The 20,582-nt window shown below is 43.0% G+C and carries 24 protein-coding genes; 22 read left to right on the top strand and 2 right to left on the bottom strand.

What is annotated here, in order from left to right; all coding sequences use genetic code 11:
- Positions 1-87 precede the first annotated feature (87 nt).
- From rpsO to EII37_RS00185, 6 genes are all read left to right on the top strand, one after another.
- On the top strand, positions 88-357 hold the full coding sequence (rpsO, locus tag EII37_RS00210) for a 30S ribosomal protein S15 (protein ID WP_001018251.1): 270 nt from the start codon (positions 88-90) through the stop codon (positions 355-357).
- A 477-nt stretch (positions 358-834) separates the two neighbouring features.
- Positions 835-1,446 (top strand): CadD family cadmium resistance transporter, encoded by a 612-nt coding sequence (locus EII37_RS00205; RefSeq protein ID WP_033681511.1) that lies wholly within the window; start codon positions 835-837, stop codon positions 1,444-1,446.
- A gap of 234 nt (positions 1,447-1,680) precedes the next feature.
- Positions 1,681-2,727, top strand: coding sequence for an iron ABC transporter permease (locus EII37_RS00200; protein WP_124787189.1), 1,047 nt, complete (start codon positions 1,681-1,683; stop codon positions 2,725-2,727).
- Position 2,728: 1 nt separating this feature from the next.
- Positions 2,729-3,484, top strand: coding sequence for an ABC transporter ATP-binding protein (locus tag EII37_RS00195; RefSeq protein WP_124787188.1), 756 nt, complete (start codon positions 2,729-2,731; stop codon positions 3,482-3,484).
- 19 nt (positions 3,485-3,503) lie between these two features.
- Entirely contained in the window at positions 3,504-4,514 is a 1,011-nt protein-coding gene (locus tag EII37_RS00190) for an ABC transporter substrate-binding protein (protein WP_124787187.1), read from the top strand.
- A complete protein-coding gene (locus tag EII37_RS00185; RefSeq protein WP_124787186.1) occupies positions 4,495-5,187 on the top strand; it encodes an alpha/beta hydrolase-fold protein in 693 nt (230 codons plus the stop codon). Before EII37_RS00190 ends, EII37_RS00185 begins: the two co-directional genes overlap by 20 nt.
- 43 nt (positions 5,188-5,230) lie before the next feature.
- Here EII37_RS00185 and EII37_RS00180 read toward each other — a convergent pair whose 3' ends face one another.
- A complete protein-coding gene (locus EII37_RS00180) occupies positions 5,231-5,980 on the bottom strand; it encodes a 1-acyl-sn-glycerol-3-phosphate acyltransferase (protein ID WP_124787185.1) in 750 nt (249 codons plus the stop codon).
- 132 nt (positions 5,981-6,112) lie between these two features.
- Between EII37_RS00180 and EII37_RS00175 the strand changes: the two genes are divergently transcribed.
- The 6 genes from EII37_RS00175 to EII37_RS00150 all read left to right on the top strand — a co-directional run bounded on the left by EII37_RS00175 (position 6,113) and on the right by EII37_RS00150 (position 13,221).
- Positions 6,113-8,449 (top strand): cation-translocating P-type ATPase, encoded by a 2,337-nt coding sequence (locus EII37_RS00175; protein WP_124787266.1) that lies wholly within the window; start codon positions 6,113-6,115, stop codon positions 8,447-8,449.
- Positions 8,450-8,550: 101 nt separating this feature from the next.
- Positions 8,551-9,228 (top strand): tRNA (adenine(22)-N(1))-methyltransferase TrmK, encoded by a 678-nt coding sequence (locus EII37_RS00170; protein WP_124787184.1) that lies wholly within the window; start codon positions 8,551-8,553, stop codon positions 9,226-9,228.
- Positions 9,215-10,012: a Nif3-like dinuclear metal center hexameric protein gene (locus tag EII37_RS00165; RefSeq protein ID WP_124787183.1), complete on the top strand. Its 798-nt coding sequence runs from the start codon at positions 9,215-9,217 to the stop codon at positions 10,010-10,012. The genes EII37_RS00170 and EII37_RS00165 overlap by 14 nt, the downstream gene beginning before the upstream one ends.
- Before the next feature lie 16 nt (positions 10,013-10,028).
- Entirely contained in the window at positions 10,029-11,132 is a 1,104-nt protein-coding gene (locus tag EII37_RS00160) for an FAD-binding oxidoreductase (RefSeq protein WP_185695924.1), read from the top strand.
- Positions 11,133-11,234: 102 nt separating this feature from the next.
- Entirely contained in the window at positions 11,235-12,254 is a 1,020-nt protein-coding gene (galE, locus tag EII37_RS00155) for a UDP-glucose 4-epimerase GalE (RefSeq protein WP_001156552.1), read from the top strand.
- 1 nt (position 12,255) lies between these two features.
- Positions 12,256-13,221, top strand: a complete 966-nt coding sequence (locus tag EII37_RS00150) for a glycosyltransferase family 2 protein (protein ID WP_124787265.1) — start codon at positions 12,256-12,258, stop codon at positions 13,219-13,221.
- 57 nt (positions 13,222-13,278) lie between these two features.
- Here the strand turns inward: EII37_RS00150 and EII37_RS00145 are convergent, their stop codons facing one another.
- On the bottom strand, positions 13,279-13,476 hold the full coding sequence (locus tag EII37_RS00145) for a ferredoxin (RefSeq protein ID WP_004235080.1): 198 nt from the start codon (positions 13,474-13,476) through the stop codon (positions 13,279-13,281).
- Between the two features lie 45 nt (positions 13,477-13,521).
- Between EII37_RS00145 and EII37_RS00140 the strand changes: the two genes are divergently transcribed.
- From EII37_RS00140 to whiA, 10 genes are all read left to right on the top strand, one after another.
- Positions 13,522-14,022, top strand: a complete 501-nt coding sequence (locus EII37_RS00140; protein ID WP_124787181.1) for an SAG1386/EF1546 family surface-associated protein — start codon at positions 13,522-13,524, stop codon at positions 14,020-14,022.
- Between the two features lie 9 nt (positions 14,023-14,031).
- Positions 14,032-14,706, top strand: coding sequence for a (d)CMP kinase (gene cmk / locus EII37_RS00135; RefSeq protein ID WP_124787180.1), 675 nt, complete (start codon positions 14,032-14,034; stop codon positions 14,704-14,706).
- A 119-nt stretch (positions 14,707-14,825) separates the two neighbouring features.
- Positions 14,826-15,332, top strand: a complete 507-nt coding sequence (locus EII37_RS00130; RefSeq protein ID WP_124787179.1) for a dihydrofolate reductase — start codon at positions 14,826-14,828, stop codon at positions 15,330-15,332.
- Positions 15,332-15,502: a hypothetical protein gene (locus EII37_RS00125; protein ID WP_000442260.1), complete on the top strand. Its 171-nt coding sequence runs from the start codon at positions 15,332-15,334 to the stop codon at positions 15,500-15,502. The genes EII37_RS00130 and EII37_RS00125 overlap by 1 nt, the downstream gene beginning before the upstream one ends.
- Before the next feature lie 36 nt (positions 15,503-15,538).
- Complete coding sequence (clpX, locus tag EII37_RS00120; protein ID WP_025169664.1) at positions 15,539-16,771, top strand: ATP-dependent Clp protease ATP-binding subunit ClpX; 1,233 nt, start codon at positions 15,539-15,541, stop codon at positions 16,769-16,771.
- Between the two features lie 8 nt (positions 16,772-16,779).
- A complete protein-coding gene (gene yihA / locus EII37_RS00115; protein WP_124787178.1) occupies positions 16,780-17,367 on the top strand; it encodes a ribosome biogenesis GTP-binding protein YihA/YsxC in 588 nt (195 codons plus the stop codon).
- A 10-nt stretch (positions 17,368-17,377) separates the two neighbouring features.
- A complete protein-coding gene (locus EII37_RS00110; protein WP_001140420.1) occupies positions 17,378-17,758 on the top strand; it encodes a RidA family protein in 381 nt (126 codons plus the stop codon).
- A gap of 51 nt (positions 17,759-17,809) precedes the next feature.
- A complete protein-coding gene (gene rapZ, locus EII37_RS00105) occupies positions 17,810-18,700 on the top strand; it encodes an RNase adapter RapZ (protein ID WP_124787177.1) in 891 nt (296 codons plus the stop codon).
- Positions 18,697-19,674 carry a YvcK family protein gene (locus EII37_RS00100; RefSeq protein ID WP_124787176.1) on the top strand — a complete coding sequence of 326 codons (978 nt, stop codon included), beginning with the start codon at positions 18,697-18,699 and terminating at the stop codon, positions 19,672-19,674. The genes rapZ and EII37_RS00100 overlap by 4 nt, the downstream gene beginning before the upstream one ends.
- Positions 19,671-20,582, top strand: a complete 912-nt coding sequence (gene whiA / locus EII37_RS00095) for a DNA-binding protein WhiA (protein WP_124787175.1) — start codon at positions 19,671-19,673, stop codon at positions 20,580-20,582. The genes EII37_RS00100 and whiA overlap by 4 nt, the downstream gene beginning before the upstream one ends.

The raw sequence follows: 20,582 nt of genomic DNA, 5'->3' as shown, positions 1-20,582 counted from the left end.
AACTGTCGGAAAGACAAATAACTTCTTCTTGGTTGCAGGCATGCCAACCTGTCACTCGGATGAAGCCAAATAAAAAGGAGAAACATCATGGCAATCTCAAAAGAGAAAAAAAATGAAATCATCGCACAATATGCACGTCACGAAGGTGATACAGGTTCAGTAGAGGTTCAAGTTGCTGTCCTTACTTGGGAAATCAACCACCTTAACGAACACATCAAACAACACAAAAAAGACCACGCTACTTACCGTGGATTGATGAAGAAAATCGGTCGCCGTCGTAACTTGCTTGCATACTTGCGTAAAAACGATGTTAACCGTTACCGTGAGTTAATCAACTCTCTAGGACTTCGTCGCTAATCTTGCGTCTAAAACGTTTCTATACTTCGTTGGCTTCGGCTTGATGTACCATTAGTACAATCTTCGCCTCGTCCGCCTAGTCTATAAACGTTTTATCCAGCAAGACTGGAGCTCTCTGATTTTCAGAGGGCTTTTTTATTGAGGTTTTATCGGTCACAATTTTGGAGACTACAAAAATCTCAAATGGTATCAGCTAATTACACCATAAAGGTGCGCAGCTACTCGGCTTGAAAAGCCGAGTAGCTGTCTGCAAGCCCCCTCGGAGAGCCCACACTTTACGAAGTAAAGTATAGTATGTTATACTTTACATGGAAGTAGTCACCGAATTTCAGTTAGAAATTACTTTGTAACTATATTTTGAGGAGGAGTAAAATGCTTTCCTACGTTCGACATTACCCACTAGCGATAGCTAAATTAATGTGTCTGTGCTCTCCTAAAATCTGCTGATTTATTACTGACTAATACAGGAGTTTTTTTATGGTACAGACAATCATATCTGCTATTGGTGTTTATATTTCTACCAGTATCGATTATTTAATTATTTTAATTATTTTATTTGCACAGCTATCACAGAATAAACAAAAATGGCATATTTATGCGGGGCAATATCTAGGCACAGGCTTACTTGTAGGGGCGAGTTTAGTTGCTGCTTATGTCGTTAATTTCGTGCCTGAAGAATGGATGGTTGGATTGCTTGGTTTAATCCCTATCTATTTAGGGATTCGCTTTGCAATTGTTGGAGAAGGTGAGGAAGAAGAGGAAGAAATTATTGAAAGATTAGAACAAAGCAAGGCAAATCAACTGTTTTGGACAGTTACATTGCTGACAATTGCATCTGGCGGAGATAATTTAGGTATCTATATACCTTATTTTGCTTCGTTAGATTGGTCACAGACTCTCGTGGCCTTGCTTGTGTTTGTAATCGGCATAATTATCTTATGCGAGATTAGTCGGGTGTTATCCTCTATTCCGTTAATATTCGAGACAATTGAAAAATACGAGCGAATCATTGTGCCCTTAGTATTCATTCTACTTGGACTATACATCATGTATGAAAATGGCACGATAGAGACTTTTCTGATCGTGTAGATTTTTTTGTTTCACTAGGATTTTAGCCCGAGCTCAAATTGGCTCTCTGATTTTCAGAGGGCTTTTTATGTTGTCACTTTACCTCGATATACTCAAGTATAATCTTCGGTTACGATTATTAGCACTGTAAGACCAACTATATTTATTTTTCTCATCTTGTTCCATTGTTGAAAATATGGTATACTTTTCATGAGAATTTTCTAAATTTTTAAGATTCTATCAAAGGAGGTTTGCATGCTTTCCAAATTTTCTGGAAGCCGACAAGACCAGCAATTTGTGTTACTTTTAGTTATTTTGCTAGGTATTTTAGGGATTTCTCTCTTTCTAGCAGTTTCAATGGGATCTGTTGCGATTGATCTAGGAGATACCTATCGGATTATTTTGAGCAGGTTGGGATTTCCTCTTGAGATAGGAGAGGTTTCCAAGTCCACTCTTGCCATTGTATGGAACATGAGATTCCCTCGAGTATTGTTAGGTTTGATAGTAGGAGCAGGCCTTTCTATGTGTGGTAGTGTGATGCAGTCCACGGTAAACAATCCCATCGCAGAGCCTTATGTCTTAGGAATCTCTGCTGGTGCAACTCTAGGTGCAACCTTGAGCATCATTCTTGGTTTAAAAGTGATGATTAGCCTTGGAGCTTTTCTTGGCGCTATTTTGGCAACAATTGCTGTCATCATCATTGCCTCTATGCAGGGAAGGATGACGACTTCCAGTCTGATTTTATCAGGAACGGTGGTCAACGCTCTCTTTCTGGCTTTTTCAAACTTTATTATCTCAGTTGGAGCTAATGCGGATAGTGTGATGACCATTAAGTTTTGGACCATGGGCTCGCTCGCTGGGACTTCCTGGGCAGACTTGGTCCTGCCAACTATAGTAGTAGGAATAGCCTTTCTATTTTTCTCTACTCAGTATCGTGTTTTCAATGCGATGATGATGGGAGATGAGGCTGCTTTAACTTTGGGGATTCCCTTACGCTTTTATTGGTATCTTTATGTGACAATGGTGGCTGTGCTGACAGCAATCTTAGTGGCAACCTGTGGGATTATTGGATTTGTCGGTCTGATTACTCCACATTTAGCTCGAGGGTTAGTAGGAACGAATTACAAGAGGCTTTTTCCTGTTGCAACCTTGCTAGGTGCCCTTTTTGTCATCTGGGCAGATATACTCTCTCGTATTATCATTCCAAACGCAGAGCTTCCTATTGGTATTTTCACAGCCTTGGTAGGTGCTCCCTTCTTTATCTACATTGTTGGAGGTAGGCGAAGGGAGGTGAGGATCTGATATGGACTTGATTTGTCAGGATATCCACTTTGGACTAGGAGAGAAAAAAATCCTCAAAGGAGTCTCTCTTAAGGTTGAAGGGAATCAATTTCACACGATATTAGGGCCAAATGGAAGCGGGAAAACCAGTCTACTTAAACTCCTCTATCGTCAGGAAAAGGCAGATAAAGGATTGATAAGCCTAGATGGAAAGCCTCTGGAACAATGGACGCTCAAAGAAACAGCTAAGCAAATGGCAGTTGTGACCCAGTTTAATCAATTGCAGTTTGATTGTACAGTTGAAGAAATCGTCTTGCTGGGAAGAACTCCCCACCTCTCTTTTTTACAGAAGGAAAGGGAAAGGGATTATGCGCTCGTTCAAGATGCCCTCGTTAAGGTGGATATGCTTGAGAAGAAAACTCGTCTCTATTCGTCCCTGTCAGGGGGAGAGAAACAGCGAGTTTTACTAGCCCGCGCCTTGGCGCAAGAACCGACTCTCTTGCTCCTGGACGAACCGACCAATCACCTGGATATCAGGTATCAGCTAGACTTGTTGGCCATTGTGAAGAATCTCAAGGTCAATGTTCTAGCTGTTCTGCATGATATTCAACTTGCTTGTCGCTATTCGGATTATCTCTATCTGATGAAAGAGGGAGAAATCCTTTACCAAGGGACTCCGAAGGAGACCATCACCCCTGAGTCATTGCAAACTGTATACGGAGTTCAAAGTCAGGTTACTTGGACCGAGGATCAGCAAGCTATGATTCACTATTTATAAGAATGAAAAGGAAAACAAGATGAAAAAAACACTAAGCATTTTACTCGTAACAGTAGCTACCTTAACTTTGGCAGCTTGTGGTAACACTACTACAGAAAAAGCTACCACACAATCTAGCACAGAAACAAGTCAAAAGGCGAGCACAGAGACGACTTATCCACTAACGGTCAAAACCTACGACGCTAAGGGAAATGAAGTCGAACAAGTTTTTGACAAGGCACCTGAAAAAGTTATCACCAACAATCTTTCAACCACTGAAATCTTATTGGAGTTAGGCTTGAAGGATAAAATTGCTGGCATGCTCAATCCAGACAATGCTGTGACGGACAAATACAAGGATGCGATTGCGACTATTCCTCAAATTGGCGATAAAAAAACAGTCTCACAAGAGACAGTCCTTTCTTATGAGCCAGACGCTGTGATGGGACGAAACATGATGTTTTCTGAAAAATCCTTGGGGACAGTTAGCACTTGGAATGAAAATAAAATCCCAGTTTATACTCAAAAAGCTTCTCTCTCAACGATTCAGCAAGATTTGGGGAATATCGTAGAAGATGTCAAAAATCTTGGAATGATTTTTAATGTTCAGGACAAGGCTAATGAATACGCAGCCCAATTACAAACTAAAATTGACGCTGTTAAGAAAGCAAACCCAGTAAGTCAAGGTGAAAAGAAAAAGGCTTTGATTATGGTTGCTTATAATGATGAAACCTTTGGTGCCTACAAGTCTGCTTTGCAAGAAAGTTTGCTGAACCAACTTGGTTATACAAACGTTGCTACGGGGACATCAGGCTTGACCTTGGAAAATCTCGTGTCAATGGATCCTGAATTGATTATCTATGTAACCAGCGACCGCAATAAAAAATTGGATGAAAAAGCAGTAGAGTTGATGAAGGCAAATGCTGTTTTGGAAAGCGTTCCTGCTATTAAGAATCAAAAAATCATGACCATCTCTTACGATGAGTTGATGGACTATGGTCCAGCAGTGATTGATTCCCTTGAGAAAATCAATGACTTTATCAATAAATAATGAGTTTGATTGGGAAGGAATTCAAGTCAAAATCAGCCTTCCTTCTAACTACGACCCCAATCAAACCTATCCGGCTATTTTATTGAATGATGGAAACTTGGATTTCCTATCTTCACTTTCAGAATCTGTGATTTTAGTGGGCTTGACCTCTAAAAATCGCCTAGATGATTACACTCCCTGGAAGGCAGCTGCTCTGAGAGATGGAGCCCCAGATTTTGGTGGTCAGGCAAAAGCCTATCATGATCATTTATTTGGAGGTCTTTTAGACAAGTTGCAGTCGCTTTATCACCTGGACGAAACTCGCCTTGCTTATGGAGGCTACTCACTAGGTGGTTTGGCGGCAGTCTACAGTCTTTTCAGCTTTGACAAGGTTTCCTGTATCTTTTCGATCTGCGGTTCCTTTTGGTATCCTGATTTTGTGACTTATTGCAAGGCAGAGACAGTGAAAAATCTAGACTGTTTGCTGTATTTACAGAACGGTCAAACAGAAGGAGCACACCATACTAATCGCTTGGCTCAAGCACCAGCCTATGCTGAGCAGATCCATACCAGTCTTCAGAAAAGCTATCCGACCGGTCAGTTTGTCTTTGATCCTTATGGACACCATGAACAAGTAGCTGAGCGATTTCTAGCTTTTTCTAGCTGGTTGGCCCAAAAATGGAAAATCGAATAAAAGATTTATCCCTTGGCACATGCCAAGGGATTGTTGTATTTATTTAACCAAGTTTTTCTCTCTTTTTATCTGGATTCCATACGAAGCTTGCGATAAAGCTAAAGATGATGGTTAGGATAGCGAGGATAATGGCAAGGATGAGGGCAGGAATGCGGATAAACCACCAGAGTGGGTTTGGTTTTTTATCATTGTGCCATTGTTTCGTTTCGTCGTCTAGACGTTGAAATTCTGATTGGATACGATTGGCGACTGTTTCAATGCCTTCATCATTCATTTTCTTGATATCTGAGATATCGATTGGATTTCCAAAGTTCATATCGACACGCTCGCGGCTAACCAAGCCCTTCAAAGTCATGGGACCTGTGTAGGTAACAGGCATGATACGGACCTTGGCCATTTTGGCAATCAGGGCTACGCCACCCTTGACATCGTTTGAGTGACGGCTTCCGCTTGGAAACATGATGAGAGAGCGATCACTTTTTTTAAGAACATTGATAGGATATTTGATGGCAGAAGCACTAGGATTTTCACGGTCAATAGGAAAGGCACCACACATACGAATCCACCAACCAAAGATACGGTTGGTAAAGAGTTCTTTTTTTGCCATAAAGATGAATTGTTTTGGCTTGGTCGCAAAGGCCATGTAAACAGGATCCCACCAGGTACGGTGAGGGGCAACCAGAATATAATTTTCATCTTGATTAGGAATTTTATCAGTATTATGATAATGGGCATTGCCATTGATGGACCATAGGAGCAAGACAACCAATCCACGTAAATAAGTATAAAACATGCGATCTCCTTCGATTATTTTCTTGTTATTATTATACCTTATCAAAGGAGGGCTGGCAAACTTTTCCCTTGACCAGGTCCATATTTGGGATGAGATTAGAATTCTTTTAGAAAAAATGATATGATAGAATTTATGGATAAAAATAAGATTATGGGATTAACCCAAAGAGAAGTCAAGGATAGACAGGCTAAGGGCTTGGTCAATGATTTTACTGCTTCGGCCAGTACCAGCACTTGGCAAATCGTTAAACGAAATGTCTTTACCCTTTTTAACGCTTTGAACTTTGCCATTGCTTTGGCCCTTGCCTTTGTGCAGGCTTGGAGCAATCTGGTCTTTTTTGCTGTTATCTGCTTTAACGCTTTTTCTGGAATTGTGACCGAGCTACGGGCCAAACACATGGTGGACAAGCTCAATCTCATGACCAGGGAAAAGGTCAAGACTATTCGTGATGGCCAAGAAGTGGCTCTGAATCCTGAAGAATTGGTGCTAGGAGATGTCATTCGTTTGTCTGCAGGAGAGCAGATTCCCAGTGATGCCTTGGTCTTGGAAGGCTTTGCGGAAGTCAATGAAGCCATGTTGACGGGGGAAAGTGATTTGGTGCAAAAGGAAGTTGATGCCTTGCTTTTGTCAGGAAGTTTCCTAGCTAGTGGGTCAGTTTTAGCTCAAGTTCACCATGTCGGTGCAGACAACTATGCTGCCAAACTCATGCTGGAAGCCAAGACCGTTAAACCAATCAACTCTCGTATCATGAAATCGCTGGACAAGTTAGCAGGTTTTACTGGAAAGATTATCATTCCTTTTGGCCTGGCTCTCTTGCTGGAAGCCTTGATCTTAAAAGGCCTGCCTCTCAAGTCATCCGTTGTAAACTCGTCGACAGCCCTTTTGGGAATGTTGCCTAAGGGAATTGCCCTTTTGACCATTACTTCGCTCTTGACTGCAGTGATTAAGTTGGGCTTGAAAAAGGTCTTGGTGCAGGAGATGTACTCTGTTGAGACCTTGGCGCGCGTGGATATGCTCTGTTTGGACAAGACGGGTACCATCACCCAAGGAAAGATGCAGGTGGAGTCCGTTCTTCCGCTGACGGAAACTTACGGTGAAGAGGCTATTGCCAGCATCCTGACCAGCTACATAGCCCATAGTGAGGATAAAAATCCAACTGCCCAAGCCATTCGCCAGCGTTTCCAAGGTCAGGTAGCCTACCCTATGATTTCCAATCTTCCCTTCTCCAGTGACCGCAAGTGGGGAGCCATGGAGTTAGAAGGTTTGGGAACAGTTTTCTTAGGTGCACCTGAGATGTTGCTAGAAAATGAAGTCCCTGAAGCCAGAGAGGCCTTGGAGAGAGGGTCACGTGTCTTGGTCTTAGCTCTCAGTCAGGAGAAATTAGACCATCACAAACCACAAAAACCATCTGATATTCAGGCTCTAGCCTTGCTGGAAATCTTGGACCCCATTCGAGAAGGAGCAGCAGAGACGCTGGACTATCTCCGTTCTCAGGAAGTGGGGCTCAAGATTATCTCTGGTGACAATCCAGTTACGGTATCCAGCATTGCCAAGAAGGCTGGTTTTGCGGACTACCACAGCTATGTAGATTGCTCAAAAATCACGGATGAGGAATTGGTTGCTATGGCTGAAGAGACAGCTATTTTCGGACGTGTTTCCCCTCATCAAAAGAAACTCATCATCCAAACACTGAAAAAAGCGGGGCATACAACAGCTATGACAGGGGACGGAGTCAATGATATCCTGGCTCTTCGTGAGGCGGATTGCTCTATCGTAATGGCGGAGGGAGACCCAGCAACCCGTCAGATTGCCAATCTGGTTCTCTTGAACTCTGACTTTAATGATGTTCCTGAGATTCTCTTTGAAGGTCGTCGCGTGGTCAATAACATTGCCCACATCGCTCCGATTTTCTTGATAAAGACCATTTATTCTTTCTTGCTCGCAGTCATCTGTATCGCCAGTGCTGTACTAGGTCGATCAGAGTGGATTTTGATTTTCCCCTTCATTCCGATTCAGATTACCATGATAGACCAATTCGTGGAAGGTTTCCCACCATTCGTTTTGACTTTTGAGCGAAATATCAAGCCTGTTGAGCCAAACTTCCTCAGAAGATCCATGCTTCGTGCCCTACCAAGCGCTCTCATGGTCGTCTTCAGTGTTCTTTTTGTGAAAATATTTGGAAGTAGCCAAGGTTGGTCTGAGTTAGAAATCTCAACCCTCCTCTATTATCTCTTGGGGTCAATTGGTTTCTTATCCGTATTTAGAGCCTGCATGCCATTTACCCTATGGCGTGTCCTCTTGATTGTTTGGTCAGTAGGAGGCTTCCTAGCCACAGCCCTCTTCCCAAGAATCCAAAAACTACTTGAAATTTCGACACTTACAGGACAAACATTGCCTGTTTATGGGGCCATGATGTTAATCTTTACTGTGATTTTCATCCTGACTAGTCGCTATCAAGCCAGAAAATAAAGAAAGACTGCAATCTGTGGATTGCGGTCTTTTTAGGTACAAGATTGCCATCCGAAATGTGGTATAATAAGAGGTAATAGAGTTTTGGAAAGTGAGAGAAAATGATTTCAAAGAGATTAGAATTGGTGGCTTCCTTTGTGCCCCAGGGTGCCATTTTACTAGATGTGGGAAGTGACCATGCTTATCTGCCTATCGAGTTGGTCGAAAGAGGCCAAATCAAAAGTGCCATTGCGGGTGAGGTGGTGGAAGGCCCCTATCAGTCTGCGGTTAAAAATGTTGAGGCGCATGGTCTAAAGGAGAAAATCCAAGTCCGTTTAGCCAATGGCTTTGCAGCCTTTGAAGAGGCAGATCAGGTATCGGTCATCACTATTGCTGGCATGGGCGGCCGTTTGATTGCTAGGATATTAGAAGAAGGCTTGGACAAGTTAGCTAATGTAGAACGATTGATCCTCCAGCCTAATAATCGTGAAGACGACTTGCGTAGCTGGCTACAAGAGAACGGATTTCAGATTGTAGCTGAAAGCATCTTAGAAGAAGCTGGCAAGTTTTATGAGATTTTGGTGGTGGAAGTAGGACAAATGAAGCTATCTGCCAGTGATGTTCGCTTTGGACCTTTCTTGTGCAAAGAGGTCAGTCCAGTCTTTGTCCAAAAATGGCAAAAAGAAGCTGTTAAGCTAGAGTTCGCCCTCGGACAAATCCCAGAAAAAAATCTGGAGGAACGTCAAGTTCTAGCTCATAAAATTCAAGCCATCAAGGAGGTTCTCCATGCTAGCAAGTGAAGTAATTAACGCATATGAAGCCTTTTGCCCTCAGGAATTTTCAATGGAGGGAGACAGTCGTGGCCTGCAAATTGGAACTTTGGACAAGGATATCCAAAGGGTCATGGTTGCTCTGGATATTCGTGAAGAGACGGTGGCTGAAGCCATTGAAAAGGGTGTAGACTTGATTATCGTTAAGCACGCGCCGATTTTCCGTCCTATCAAGGACTTGGTAGCTAGCCGTCCGCAAAATCAGATTTACATTGACCTGATCAAGCATGATATTGCAGTTTATGTCAGCCATACCAATATTGACATCGTTGAAAATGGTCTCAATGACTGGTTCTGTCAGATGCTAGGTATCGAGGAAACAACTTATCTTCAGGAGACAGGTCCTGAACGTGGAATTGGTCGTATTGGAAATGTTCAGCCTCAGACATTTGGGGAATTGGCCCAGAATGTCAAGCAAGTCTTTGGTCTAGATAGCCTTCGATTGGTGCATTATCAAGAGAGTGACTTGCAGAAGCCTATTTCAAGAGTGGCTATCTGCGGTGGCAGCGGGCAGTCATTCTATAAGGATGCTTTGGCAAAAGGGGCAGATGTCTATATCACTGGTGACATCTACTACCACACTGCCCAGGATATGTTGTCTGATGGCTTGCTAGCATTGGACCCAGGTCACTATATTGAAGTGCTTTTTGTGGAAAAAATCGCAGCACTCCTTAGTCAATGGAAAGAGGAAAAAGGCTGGACTATTGATATTGTACCTAGTCAAGCATCGACCAATCCTTTCCACCATATCTAGTTAGAAAGTGAAAACAATGAAAAAAGTTGCCATTATTGGAGCAGGAATTGTGGGAGCAACTGCTGCCTACTACCTCTCTAAAGAAAGTGACCTAGAAGTAACCGTCTTTGACCATGGACAAGGTCAGGCTACCAAGGCCGCGGCGGGAATTATCAGTCCTTGGTTTTCCAAACGTCGCAATAAGGCCTGGTACAAGATGGCGCGCTTGGGGGCTGACTTTTATGTGGATTTATTAGCTGATTTAGAGAAGTCAGGGCAAGAAATCGACTTTTACCAGCGTTCGGGAGTTTTTCTCCTGAAAAAGGATGAAACTAAGTTGGAAGAACTCTACGAACTGGCCCTTCAGCGCAGAGAAGAATCTCCCTTGATAGGGCAATTAGCCATTCTGGACCAAGTATCAGCTAATGAATTATTTCCTGGCTTGCAGGGATTTGATCGCTTGCTCTATGCTTCTGGTGGAGCGAGAGTAGATGGTCAACTCTTAGTGACTCGTTTGCTGGAAGCCAGTCAGGTCAAGCTGGTCAAAGAAAAAGTAACTCTGACACCTTTAGCATCAGGTTACCAGATTGACGAAGAAGTGTTTGATCAGGTTATTTTGGCGACGGGAGCTTGGTTGGGATACCTGTTAGAACCCTTAGGTTATGAAGTAGATGTTCGTCCCCAAAAGGGGCAACTACGAGATTATCAGCTTGGCCAAGACATGGAAGCTTACCCCGTTGTTATGCCAGAAGGGGAGTGGGATTTGATTCCTTTTGCAGGTGGGAAATTATCCCTAGGCGCTACCCATGAAAATGACATAGGATTTGATTTGACGGTAGATGAAACCTTACTCCAACAAATGGAAGAGGCAGCCTTGCCTCATTACCCAGTTTTAGCTAAAGCGACTTCAAGAGCTGAGCGTGTGGGAATCCGTGCCTATACCAGTGATTTCTCACCTTTCTTTGGGCAAGTACCTGGCTTAGCAGGTGTCTATGCTGCTAGTGGACTAGGTTCATCAGGCCTCACAACCGGTCCTATCATTGGCTACCATCTAGCTCAACTGATCCAAGGTAAGGAAATGATCTTGGACCCAGCAAACTACCCAATTGAAAACTATGTCAAACGAGTAAAAAGCGAATAAGAATTTTACTGAAATTTTAGCCTCCCTTCTAGGATGGCAAATGACATTCCCTATCAAAAATGGTAAAATAAGAAAAAATAATCCGAGAATCGAGGAAAAAAGATGCAAGAAAAGATTTTGGTAACGGGTGGAGCAGGTTTTATCGGAACCCACACAGTTATTGAGTTAATCCAAGCAGGTCATCAGGTTGTTGTGGTGGATAACCTTGTTAATAGTAACAGAAAAAGTTTAGAAGTTGTTGAGAGAATTACAGGAGTTGAAGTGCCTTTCTATGAGGCAGATATTCGTGATACAGATACCCTCAGAGACATTTTCAAACAAGAAGAACCAACAGGTGTCATTCACTTTGCTGGTTTGAAGGCTGTTGGCGAATCAACACGTATTCCTCTTGCCTACTATGACAACAATATCGCAGGAACTGTCAGTCTTCTAAAAGCTATGGAAGAAAACAACTGTAAAAACATCATTTTCAGTTCTTCTGCGACAGTTTACGGAGATCCTCATACAGTGCCAATCTTGGAAGATTTCCCACTTTCAGTGACCAATCCATATGGTCGTACCAAACTTATGCTAGAGGAAATTTTAACAGATATCTACAAGGCAGACTCAGAATGGAATGTGGTCTTACTTCGTTACTTTAATCCAATCGGAGCCCATGAAAGTGGAGACCTAGGAGAAAATCCAAATGGTATTCCAAACAACCTCTTGCCGTATGTGACTCAAGTAGCAGTTGGGAAATTAGAGCAAGTGCAAGTATTTGGAGACGATTACGATACGGAAGACGGAACTGGTGTTCGTGACTATATCCACGTTGTCGACTTGGCTAAAGGTCACGTTGCAGCTCTGAAAAAAATCCAAAAAGGTTCAGGTCTAAACGTTTATAATCTTGGAACAGGTAAAGGCTACTCAGTTCTTGAAATTATCCAAAATATGGAAAAAGCAGTGGGACGCCCAATTCCTTACCGCATCGTAGATCGTCGCCCAGGGGATATCGCAGCCTGCTATTCAGATCCTGCAAAAGCCAAAGCAGAACTGGGCTGGGAAGCAGAACTCGGCATCACCCAAATGTGTGAAGACGCATGGCGTTGGCAAAGCAAGCATCCAAATGGATTTGAAGACTAAGATGGTGGTGTCAATCATTGTCCCCTGTTTAAACGAAGAGGAAGTACTTCCTCTTTTTTATCAGGCTTTGGAAGCTTTACGTCCAGACTTGGAAATAGAAATCGAGTATGTCTTTGTCGATGATGGATCGAGCGATGGGACCTTGGACCTCTTAAAGGCCTATCGGGAGCAAAATGCGGCAGTGCATTATATTTCTTTCTCGCGAAATTTTGGAAAAGAAGCAGCCCTCTATGCAGGCTTGCAATATGCAACCGGAGATTTGGTGGTGGTGATGGATGCAGACCTCCAGGATCCTCCTAGTATGCTGCTTGAGATGAAAGCCTTACTAGACCAAAATGCGGACTTGGACTGTGTTGGAACACGGAGAACTAGTCGGGAGGGAGAACCCTTCTTTCGCAGTTTCTGTGCTAATCTCTTTTACCGCCTTATGCAAAAAATTAGTCCAGTAGCCCTGCCGTCAGGTGTCCGTGATTTTCGCATGATGAGAAGATCCGTAGTGGATGCCATTTTAAGCTTGACCGAGTCCAATCGTTTTTCTAAGGGACTCTTTGCCTGGGTCGGTTTTAAAACCCACTATCTGGACTATCCAAATGTCGAAAGGCAGGCTGGCAAGACCAGTTGGAGTTTTAGGCAACTTTTTTTCTACTCCATTGAAGGGATTGTTAATTTTTCAGATTTTCCCTTGATTATAGCCTTTGTGGCTGGTCTCCTATCTTGTTTTATTTCTCTGTTTATGACCTTTTTTGTTGTGGTGCGGACTCTCATTTTGGGCAATCCGACATCAGGTTGGACCTCTCTGATGGCTGTTATTCTCTTCCTTGGTGGGATTCAACTCTTGACCATTGGGATTCTCGGCAAGTACATCAGTAAGATTTATCTAGAGACCAAAAAAAGACCACTTTATCTTATCAAAGAAAAAAGCGACCTTCCTGACTTTACAGAAAAAAATAAAGAGAAAAGACTATAATTTTGCATGGAAATATGCTAAACTAGAAGGAGTGGAACGTTCTTGTCGATATTAGAGTTAATCTTTAATCAAGGCACGTGTCGGACAGTTTCTAACAGCTTCTACGACGTCCTGACTAGGAGAGATTTCTTTTTCTAGTTGGTCAGGGTCATCGTAAAAACGCACGATTCCATTATCGTGGTAATCAAATAATTCAGAATAAGTTTGGCAAAGCCCACAGGCGATGCAACGTTCAGGTATAAGTGTGATTTTCATATTTATATTGTAATAGGAAAAGTAAAAAAAAACAAGGAGTAAGGTATGGCAAAAGAACCGTGGCAAGAAGATATTTATGAGAATCAGGAAGAACAGACGAGAACGGAACGACGTCAACGTAATCAAAAAGGTACAGGCGTTGTTGCAAATCGTGTTTTGACGATTCTAGCTAGTCTCTTTTTCGTGATTGTTGTGGCAATGATTATAGTATTGATTTATCTTTCAAGTGGTGGGAGTAATCGTACAGCAGCCTTGAAAGATTTTTATGATTCATCTGCCCCTGCTTCAACTTCTGTAACAGAAGAATCGTCTTCTTCATCTAGCAAGACTGAAGAAGCAACTTCTACAGCGAGCTCCTCTAGTGAGAGTCATTCTGAAGAACATGCTGCTAGTGAAGGAACAATTACAGTTCAGGCTGGTGAGGGTGAAGCTGTCTTGGCACAACGTGCAGGTATTTCAATTGCTCAATTAGAAGCATTGAATCCTGGACATATGGCTACAGGATCTTGGTTTGCAAATCCTGGAGATGTGATTAAGACTAGATAGGAGTCATAAATGAAGACGATTCAAATTGCTATCGATGGTCCAGCTTCAAGCGGTAAGAGTACGGTTGCTAAGATTATTGCTAAAGATTTTGGGTATACCTATCTAGATACAGGTGCCATGTATCGTGCGGCGACCTATATGGCTCTGAAACACCAGTTAGGAGTGGAAGAGATTGAGGAACTTTTAGCCTTATTGGACCAGCATCCAATCAGCTTTGGGCGTTCAGAAACTGGAGAACAGCTTGTCTTTGTAGGAGATGTGGATATTACCCATCCTATTCGTGAAAATCAAGTGACCAATCATGTTTCTGCTATTGCGGCAATTCCTGAAGTACGTGAGAAACTAGTTTCTCTTCAACAAGAGATTGCCCAGCAAGGTGGGATTGTCATGGATGGTCGCGATATTGGAACTGTTGTATTGCCACAAGCAGAATTGAAAATTTTCTTAGTAGCTTCTGTTGATGAAAGAGCAGAGCGTCGTTACAAGGAAAATATTGCCAAGGGAATTGAAACAGACCTTGAAACCTTAAAAGAGGAAATTGCTGCGCGTGACTACAAGGATAGCCATCGTGAGACTTCACCTCTTAAACAAGCAGAGGATGCAGTTTACCTTGATACAACTGGACTAAGTATTCAAGAAGTAGTTAACAAAATTGAATCAGAAGCAAAAAAACGCATGTCCTAGGGACCGTAGAAGCAGGCTAAAGCTAGCCTGCTTCTTTTCTATCAAACTGAACGCATTCCAAACCAGTCTTTTTTTGAGTTTTTTGATAAAATAGTACTATCAGTGAAAAGGATGGAAGCATGACTAAGAAAATCGTAGCTATTTGGGCCCAGGATGAAGAGGGTGTGATTGGTAAGGATAATCGTCTGCCTTGGCATTTGCCAGCAGAATTGCAACACTTCAAAGAAACAACTTTGAATCATGCTATCTTGATGGGGCGTGTGACCTTTGATGGAATGGGGCGTCGCTTGCTTCCAAAACGGGAGACCTTGATTTTGACGCGTAATTCTGAAGAAAAGATAGACGGGGTTGCTACTTTTCAGGACATCCAGTCTGTTCTCGACTGGTATCAGGCTCAAGACAAGAATCTTTATATTATCGGTGGGAAGCAAATTTTTCAGGCTTTTGAACCCTACCTTGACGAAGTGATTGTGACTCACATTCATGCTCGGGTGGAAGGAGATACCTATTTCCCTGAAGAGTTTGACCTGTCTCTTTTTGAGACAGTTTCAAGCAAATTTTACGCCAAAGATGAGAAAAATCCTTATGATTTTACCATCCAATACCGCAAGAGAAAGGAAGTCTAATGGAACGTAGTATATTTGGTTTTTTCACAGCCATGCTGTGTTTGGTCTGCTTGCTTGCAGGAGCACAGGCTTTTCGTAAAAAGCGCTATGGACTTTCTGTCCTGCTCTGGTTAAATGCCTTTACCAATTTGGTCAATAGTATCCATGCTTTTTACATGACCTTATTTTAGATAGAATGACAGTATAGAATAGAACGGAAGGAAATCATGCCTACAACTAGGAATAATGATATGATGGTTTATTGCTCATTTTGTGGCAAAAGCCAGGAAGAAGTACAAAAAATAATCGCAGGTAACAACGCCTTTATCTGTAATGAATGTGTGGAGTTAGCCCAGGAAATCATTCGAGAGGAGTTGGCTGAGGAAGTCTTGGCAGACTTGTCTGAGGTACCAAAACCAATTGAACTCCTCCATATCTTGAACCACTATGTAATTGGTCAAGATCGTGCCAAGCGTGCCTTGGCAGTGGCGGTTTACAACCACTACAAACGTATCAATTTCCACGATACGCGTGAAGAGTCGGAAGATGTAGATTTGCAGAAGTCAAACATCTTGATGATTGGCCCAACTGGTTCGGGGAAAACTTTCCTTGCTCAGACCTTGGCTAAGAGCTTGAATGTGCCTTTTGCGATCGCAGATGCGACAGCTCTTACGGAGGCTGGTTATGTAGGTGAGGATGTGGAAAATATCCTCCTCAAACTCTTGCAGGCTGCCGACTTTAACATTGAGCGCGCAGAGCGTGGCATTATCTATGTGGATGAAATTGACAAGATTGCCAAGAAGAGTGAGAACGTCTCTATCACACGTGACGTTTCTGGTGAAGGTGTGCAACAAGCCCTTCTCAAGATTATCGAAGGAACTGTTGCTAGCGTGCCGCCTCAAGGTGGACGTAAGCATCCACAACAAGAGATGATTCAAGTGGATACTAAAAACATCCTCTTCATCGTGGGTGGTGCCTTTGATGGCATTGAAGAAATCGTCAAACAACGTCTGGGTGAAAAAGTCATCGGATTTGGTCAAAACAATAAAGCGATTGATGAAAATAGCTCTTACATGCAAGAAATCATCGCAGAAGATATTCAAAAATTCGGTATTATCCCTGAGTTGATTGGACGCTTGCCTGTCTTTGCAGCTCTTGAGCAATTGACTGTTGATGACTTGGTTCGTATCTTGAAAGAGCCAAGAAATGCTTTGGTGAAACAGTACCAAACCTTGCTATCTTATGATGATGTTGAGTTGGAATTTGACGACGAAGCTCTTCAAGAGATTGCCAATAAGGCCATCGAACGCAAAACTGGTGCGCGTGGTCTTCGCTCGATTATCGAAGAAACTATGCTGGACGTTATGTTTGAAGTACCGAGTCAGGAAAATGTGAAATTGGTTCGCATCACAAAAGAAGCTGTCGATGGAACGGATAAACCAATCCTAGAAACAGCCTAGAGGTGACTATGGAACTGAATACACACAATGCTGAAATCTTGCTCAGTGCGGCAAATAAGTCCCACTATCCGCAGGATGAATTGCCAGAGATTGCCCTAGCAGGGCGGTCAAATGTAGGCAAGTCTAGCTTTATCAACACCATGCTCAACCGTAAGAATCTGGCTCGTACATCGGGGAAACCTGGTAAAACTCAGCTTCTTAACTTCTTTAACATTGATGACAAGATGCGCTTTGTGGATGTGCCTGGTTATGGCTATGCCCGTGTTTCTAAAAAGGAACGTGAAAAGTGGGGGCGCATGATAGAGGAGTACTTAACGACTCGGGAAAATCTCCGTGCAGTGGTCAGTCTAGTTGACCTTCGTCATGACCCGTCAGCAGATGATGTGCAGATGTACGAATTTCTCAAGTATTATGAGATTCCAGTCATCATTGTGGCAACCAAGGCGGACAAGATTCCTCGTGGTAAATGGAATAAGCATGAATCAGTAATCAAAAAGAAATTAAACTTTGACCCAAGTGACGACTTCATCCTCTTTTCATCTGTCAGCAAGGCAGGGATGGATGAGGCTTGGGATGCAATCTTAGAAAAATTGTGAGGAAAAGAAAATGGCAAAAACAATTCATACAGATAAGGCCCCAAAGGCTATCGGGCCTTATGTTCAAGGAAAAATCGTTGGCAACCTTTTGTTTGCTAGCGGTCAAGTGCCCCTATCTCCTGAAACTGGGGAAATCGTTGGAGAAACGATCCAAGAACAGACAGAACAAGTCTTGAAAAACATCGGTGCTATTTTGGCAGAAGCAGGAACAGATTTTGACCATGTTGTCAAAACTACTTGCTTCTTGAGCGATATGAACGACTTTGTTCCTTTTAACGAGGTTTACCAAACGGCCTTTAAAGAGGAATTTCCAGCTCGTTCAGCTGTGGAGGTAGCTCGTCTTCCTCGTGATGTAAAAGTCGAAATTGAAGTCATCGCAGAGATTGGATAAGCTAGTTGAAGTTTGGTGTTGCCAAACTTCTTTTGATATAAGGAGAAAAAGATGACGAAGAAACAACTTCACTTGGTGATTGTGACAGGGATGAGTGGGGCAGGCAAAACTGTAGCCATTCAGTCCTTCGAAGATTTGGGTTATTTTACTATTGATAATATGCCTCCAGCTCTCTTGCCTAAGTTTTTGCAGTTGGTGGAAACAAAGGAAGACGACCATAAGTTGGCCTTGGTAGTAGATATGCGTAGCCGTTCTTTCTTCTCAGAGATTCAAGCTGTTTTGGATGAGTTGGAAAACAAAGAAGAACTGGACTTTAAAATTCTCTTTTTGGATGCAGCTGATAAGGAATTGGTCGCTCGTTACAAGGAAACCAGACGGAGTCACCCATTAGCAGCAGATGGACGGATTTTGGATGGAATCAAGCTGGAACGTGAACTCTTGGCGCCTTTGAAAAATATGAGTCAAAATGTGGTGGATACGACAGAACTCACTCCACGTGAGCTACGTAAAACCCTTGCAGAGCAGTTTTCAGATCAAGAACAAGCCCAGTCTTTCCGTATTGAAGTCATGTCTTTTGGTTTTAAATATGGAATCCCAATTGATGCGGACTTGGTCTTTGATGTCCGTTTTTTACCAAATCCCTACTACAAATCAGAACTACGAAACCAAACGGGTGTGGATGAACCAGTTTATGACTATGTCATGAATCATTCTGAGTCAGAAGACTTTTATCAACATTTGTTGGCCTTGATTGAGCCGATTTTGCCAAGTTACCAAAAGGAAGGGAAGTCTGTTTTGACTATTGCCATGGGTTGTACGGGTGGACAACACCGTAGTGTGGCTTTTGCTAAACGCTTGGCACAGGACTTATCCAAGACTTGGCCTGTCAATGAAGGGCATCGCGACAAAGACCGAAGAAAGGAAACGGTAAACCGTTCATGAGAAAACCAAAGATAACAGTGATTGGTGGAGGTACTGGGATCCCTGTCATTCTAAAAAGTCTGCGAGAAAAAGATGTGGAAATCGCTGCTATCGTAACGGTGGCAGATGATGGCGGTTCTTCAGGTGAACTCCGAAAAAATATGCAGCAATTGACACCGCCAGGCGATCTCCGCAATGTCCTTGTAGCCATGTCAGATATGCCTAAGTTTTATGAGAAGGTCTTTCAGTACCGCTTTTCTGAAGATGCGGGAGCCTTTGCTGGCCATCCATTGGGCAATCTCATTATCGCTGGCCTGTCAGAAATGCAGGGTTCGACCTATAATGCCATGCAGTTGCTGAGCAAATTTTTCCACACAACTGGGAAGATTTATCCTTCCAGTGACCATCCCTTGACCCTTCATGCAGTCTTTCAGGATGGGACAGAAGTGGCTGGAGAGAGTCATATTGCAGACCATCCAGGCATGATTGACCATGTCTATGTGACCAATACCCTCAACGATGATACGCCTCTGGCCAGTCGTCGAGTAGTGCAGACCATTCTTGAAAGTGACATGATTGTCCTCGGACCTGGTTCTCTATTTACCTCTATTTTGCCCAATATCGTGATTAGGGAAATCGGGCAGGCACTTTTGGAAACCAAGGCAGAAATCGCCTATGTCTGCAATATCATGACCCAACGTGGGGAGACAGAACACTTTACAGATAGTGACCACGTGGAAGTCTTGCATCGTCACCTTGACCGACCTTTTATCGACACTGTCTTGGTGAATATCGAAAAAGTGCCTCAGGAATACATGAATTCCAACCGTTTTGATGAATACTTGGTACAGGTGGAACATGATTTTGCTGGTCTTAGTAAGCAAGTTCCGCGCGTGATTTCATCTAATTTCCTTCGTCTGGAAAATGGGGGTGCCTTCCACGATGGGGATTTGATTGTGGATGAGTTGATGCGGATTATACAGGTGAGAAAATGAGTTTCACAGTAGCAGTAAAAGAAGAAATACTGAGTCAGCACCATCTAAGCCGACATGAATTATCTGCCATTATCAAGATGTCTGGCAGTATCGGTCTCTCGACTTCGGGCCTGACCTTGTCTGTCGTGACAGAAAATGCCAAGCTGGCTCGTCACCTCTATGAGTCCTTTCTCTATTTCTACGAAATCAAATCAGAAATCCGCCACCACCAGAGAAGTAATCTTCGTAAGAATCGTGTCTATACTGTATTTATAGATGAAAAGGTGCAGGACTTGTTAAGTGATTTGCATTTGGCAGATTCTTTCTTTGGCCTAGAAACAGGTATTGATGAGGCGATTTTCTCGGATGAGGAATCGGGTCGTGCTTATCTCTGTGGTGCTTTCTTGGCAAATGGAAGTATTCGTGACCCTGAATCAGGTAAGTACCAGTTGGAAATCAGTTCTGTTTATCTGGACCACGCGCAAGGGCTTGCCTCTCTTCTCCAGCAATTTTTACTGGATGCCAAGGTGCTTGAGCGCAAGAAGGGGGCTGTGACCTATCTCCAGCGAGCCGAAGATATTATGGATTTCTTGATAGTCATCGGAGCCATGCAGGCGCGTGATGATTTTGAGAGGGTTAAGATTTTACGAGAAACCCGTAACGACCTCAATCGTGCCAATAATGCCGAGACAGCTAATATCGCTCGGACAGTTTCTGCCAGTATGAAGACCATCAACAATATTAGTAAAATCAAAGATATCATGGGCTTAGAAAACCTACCAGTGGATTTGCAGGAAGTGGCGCAACTGCGGATTCAGCACCCAGACTACTCTATCCAACAGTTGGCAGATAGCCTCAGCAATACCCTTACCAAAAGTGGGGTCAATCACAGACTCAGAAAAATAAACAAGATTGCGGATGAATTATAA

Origin of the sequence: Streptococcus sp. OH4692_COT-348 (genome assembly GCF_003859975.1) — a bacterium.
In the GTDB taxonomy this organism is placed as follows: domain Bacteria; phylum Bacillota; class Bacilli; order Lactobacillales; family Streptococcaceae; genus Streptococcus.
Note: the sequence above shows the minus strand (reverse complement) of the source record. Positions and strands in the feature narration are given on the sequence as shown.

Coding starts and splice junctions, on each gene's coding strand:
- rpsO (WP_001018251.1), top strand. CDS start 88: ATGGCAATCTCAAAAGAGAAAAAAAATGAAATCATCGCACAATATGCA.
- EII37_RS00205 (WP_033681511.1), top strand. CDS start 835: ATGGTACAGACAATCATATCTGCTATTGGTGTTTATATTTCTACCAGT.
- EII37_RS00200 (WP_124787189.1), top strand. CDS start 1,681: ATGCTTTCCAAATTTTCTGGAAGCCGACAAGACCAGCAATTTGTGTTA.
- EII37_RS00195 (WP_124787188.1), top strand. CDS start 2,729: ATGGACTTGATTTGTCAGGATATCCACTTTGGACTAGGAGAGAAAAAA.
- EII37_RS00190 (WP_124787187.1), top strand. CDS start 3,504: ATGAAAAAAACACTAAGCATTTTACTCGTAACAGTAGCTACCTTAACT.
- EII37_RS00185 (WP_124787186.1), top strand. CDS start 4,495: ATGACTTTATCAATAAATAATGAGTTTGATTGGGAAGGAATTCAAGTC.
- EII37_RS00180 (WP_124787185.1), bottom strand. CDS start 5,980: ATGTTTTATACTTATTTACGTGGATTGGTTGTCTTGCTCCTATGGTCC.
- EII37_RS00175 (WP_124787266.1), top strand. CDS start 6,113: ATGGATAAAAATAAGATTATGGGATTAACCCAAAGAGAAGTCAAGGAT.
- EII37_RS00170 (WP_124787184.1), top strand. CDS start 8,551: ATGATTTCAAAGAGATTAGAATTGGTGGCTTCCTTTGTGCCCCAGGGT.
- EII37_RS00165 (WP_124787183.1), top strand. CDS start 9,215: ATGCTAGCAAGTGAAGTAATTAACGCATATGAAGCCTTTTGCCCTCAG.
- EII37_RS00160 (WP_185695924.1), top strand. CDS start 10,029: ATGAAAAAAGTTGCCATTATTGGAGCAGGAATTGTGGGAGCAACTGCT.
- galE (WP_001156552.1), top strand. CDS start 11,235: ATGCAAGAAAAGATTTTGGTAACGGGTGGAGCAGGTTTTATCGGAACC.
- EII37_RS00150 (WP_124787265.1), top strand. CDS start 12,256: ATGGTGGTGTCAATCATTGTCCCCTGTTTAAACGAAGAGGAAGTACTT.
- EII37_RS00145 (WP_004235080.1), bottom strand. CDS start 13,476: ATGAAAATCACACTTATACCTGAACGTTGCATCGCCTGTGGGCTTTGC.
- EII37_RS00140 (WP_124787181.1), top strand. CDS start 13,522: ATGGCAAAAGAACCGTGGCAAGAAGATATTTATGAGAATCAGGAAGAA.
- cmk (WP_124787180.1), top strand. CDS start 14,032: ATGAAGACGATTCAAATTGCTATCGATGGTCCAGCTTCAAGCGGTAAG.
- EII37_RS00130 (WP_124787179.1), top strand. CDS start 14,826: ATGACTAAGAAAATCGTAGCTATTTGGGCCCAGGATGAAGAGGGTGTG.
- EII37_RS00125 (WP_000442260.1), top strand. CDS start 15,332: ATGGAACGTAGTATATTTGGTTTTTTCACAGCCATGCTGTGTTTGGTC.
- clpX (WP_025169664.1), top strand. CDS start 15,539: ATGCCTACAACTAGGAATAATGATATGATGGTTTATTGCTCATTTTGT.
- yihA (WP_124787178.1), top strand. CDS start 16,780: ATGGAACTGAATACACACAATGCTGAAATCTTGCTCAGTGCGGCAAAT.
- EII37_RS00110 (WP_001140420.1), top strand. CDS start 17,378: ATGGCAAAAACAATTCATACAGATAAGGCCCCAAAGGCTATCGGGCCT.
- rapZ (WP_124787177.1), top strand. CDS start 17,810: ATGACGAAGAAACAACTTCACTTGGTGATTGTGACAGGGATGAGTGGG.
- EII37_RS00100 (WP_124787176.1), top strand. CDS start 18,697: ATGAGAAAACCAAAGATAACAGTGATTGGTGGAGGTACTGGGATCCCT.
- whiA (WP_124787175.1), top strand. CDS start 19,671: ATGAGTTTCACAGTAGCAGTAAAAGAAGAAATACTGAGTCAGCACCAT.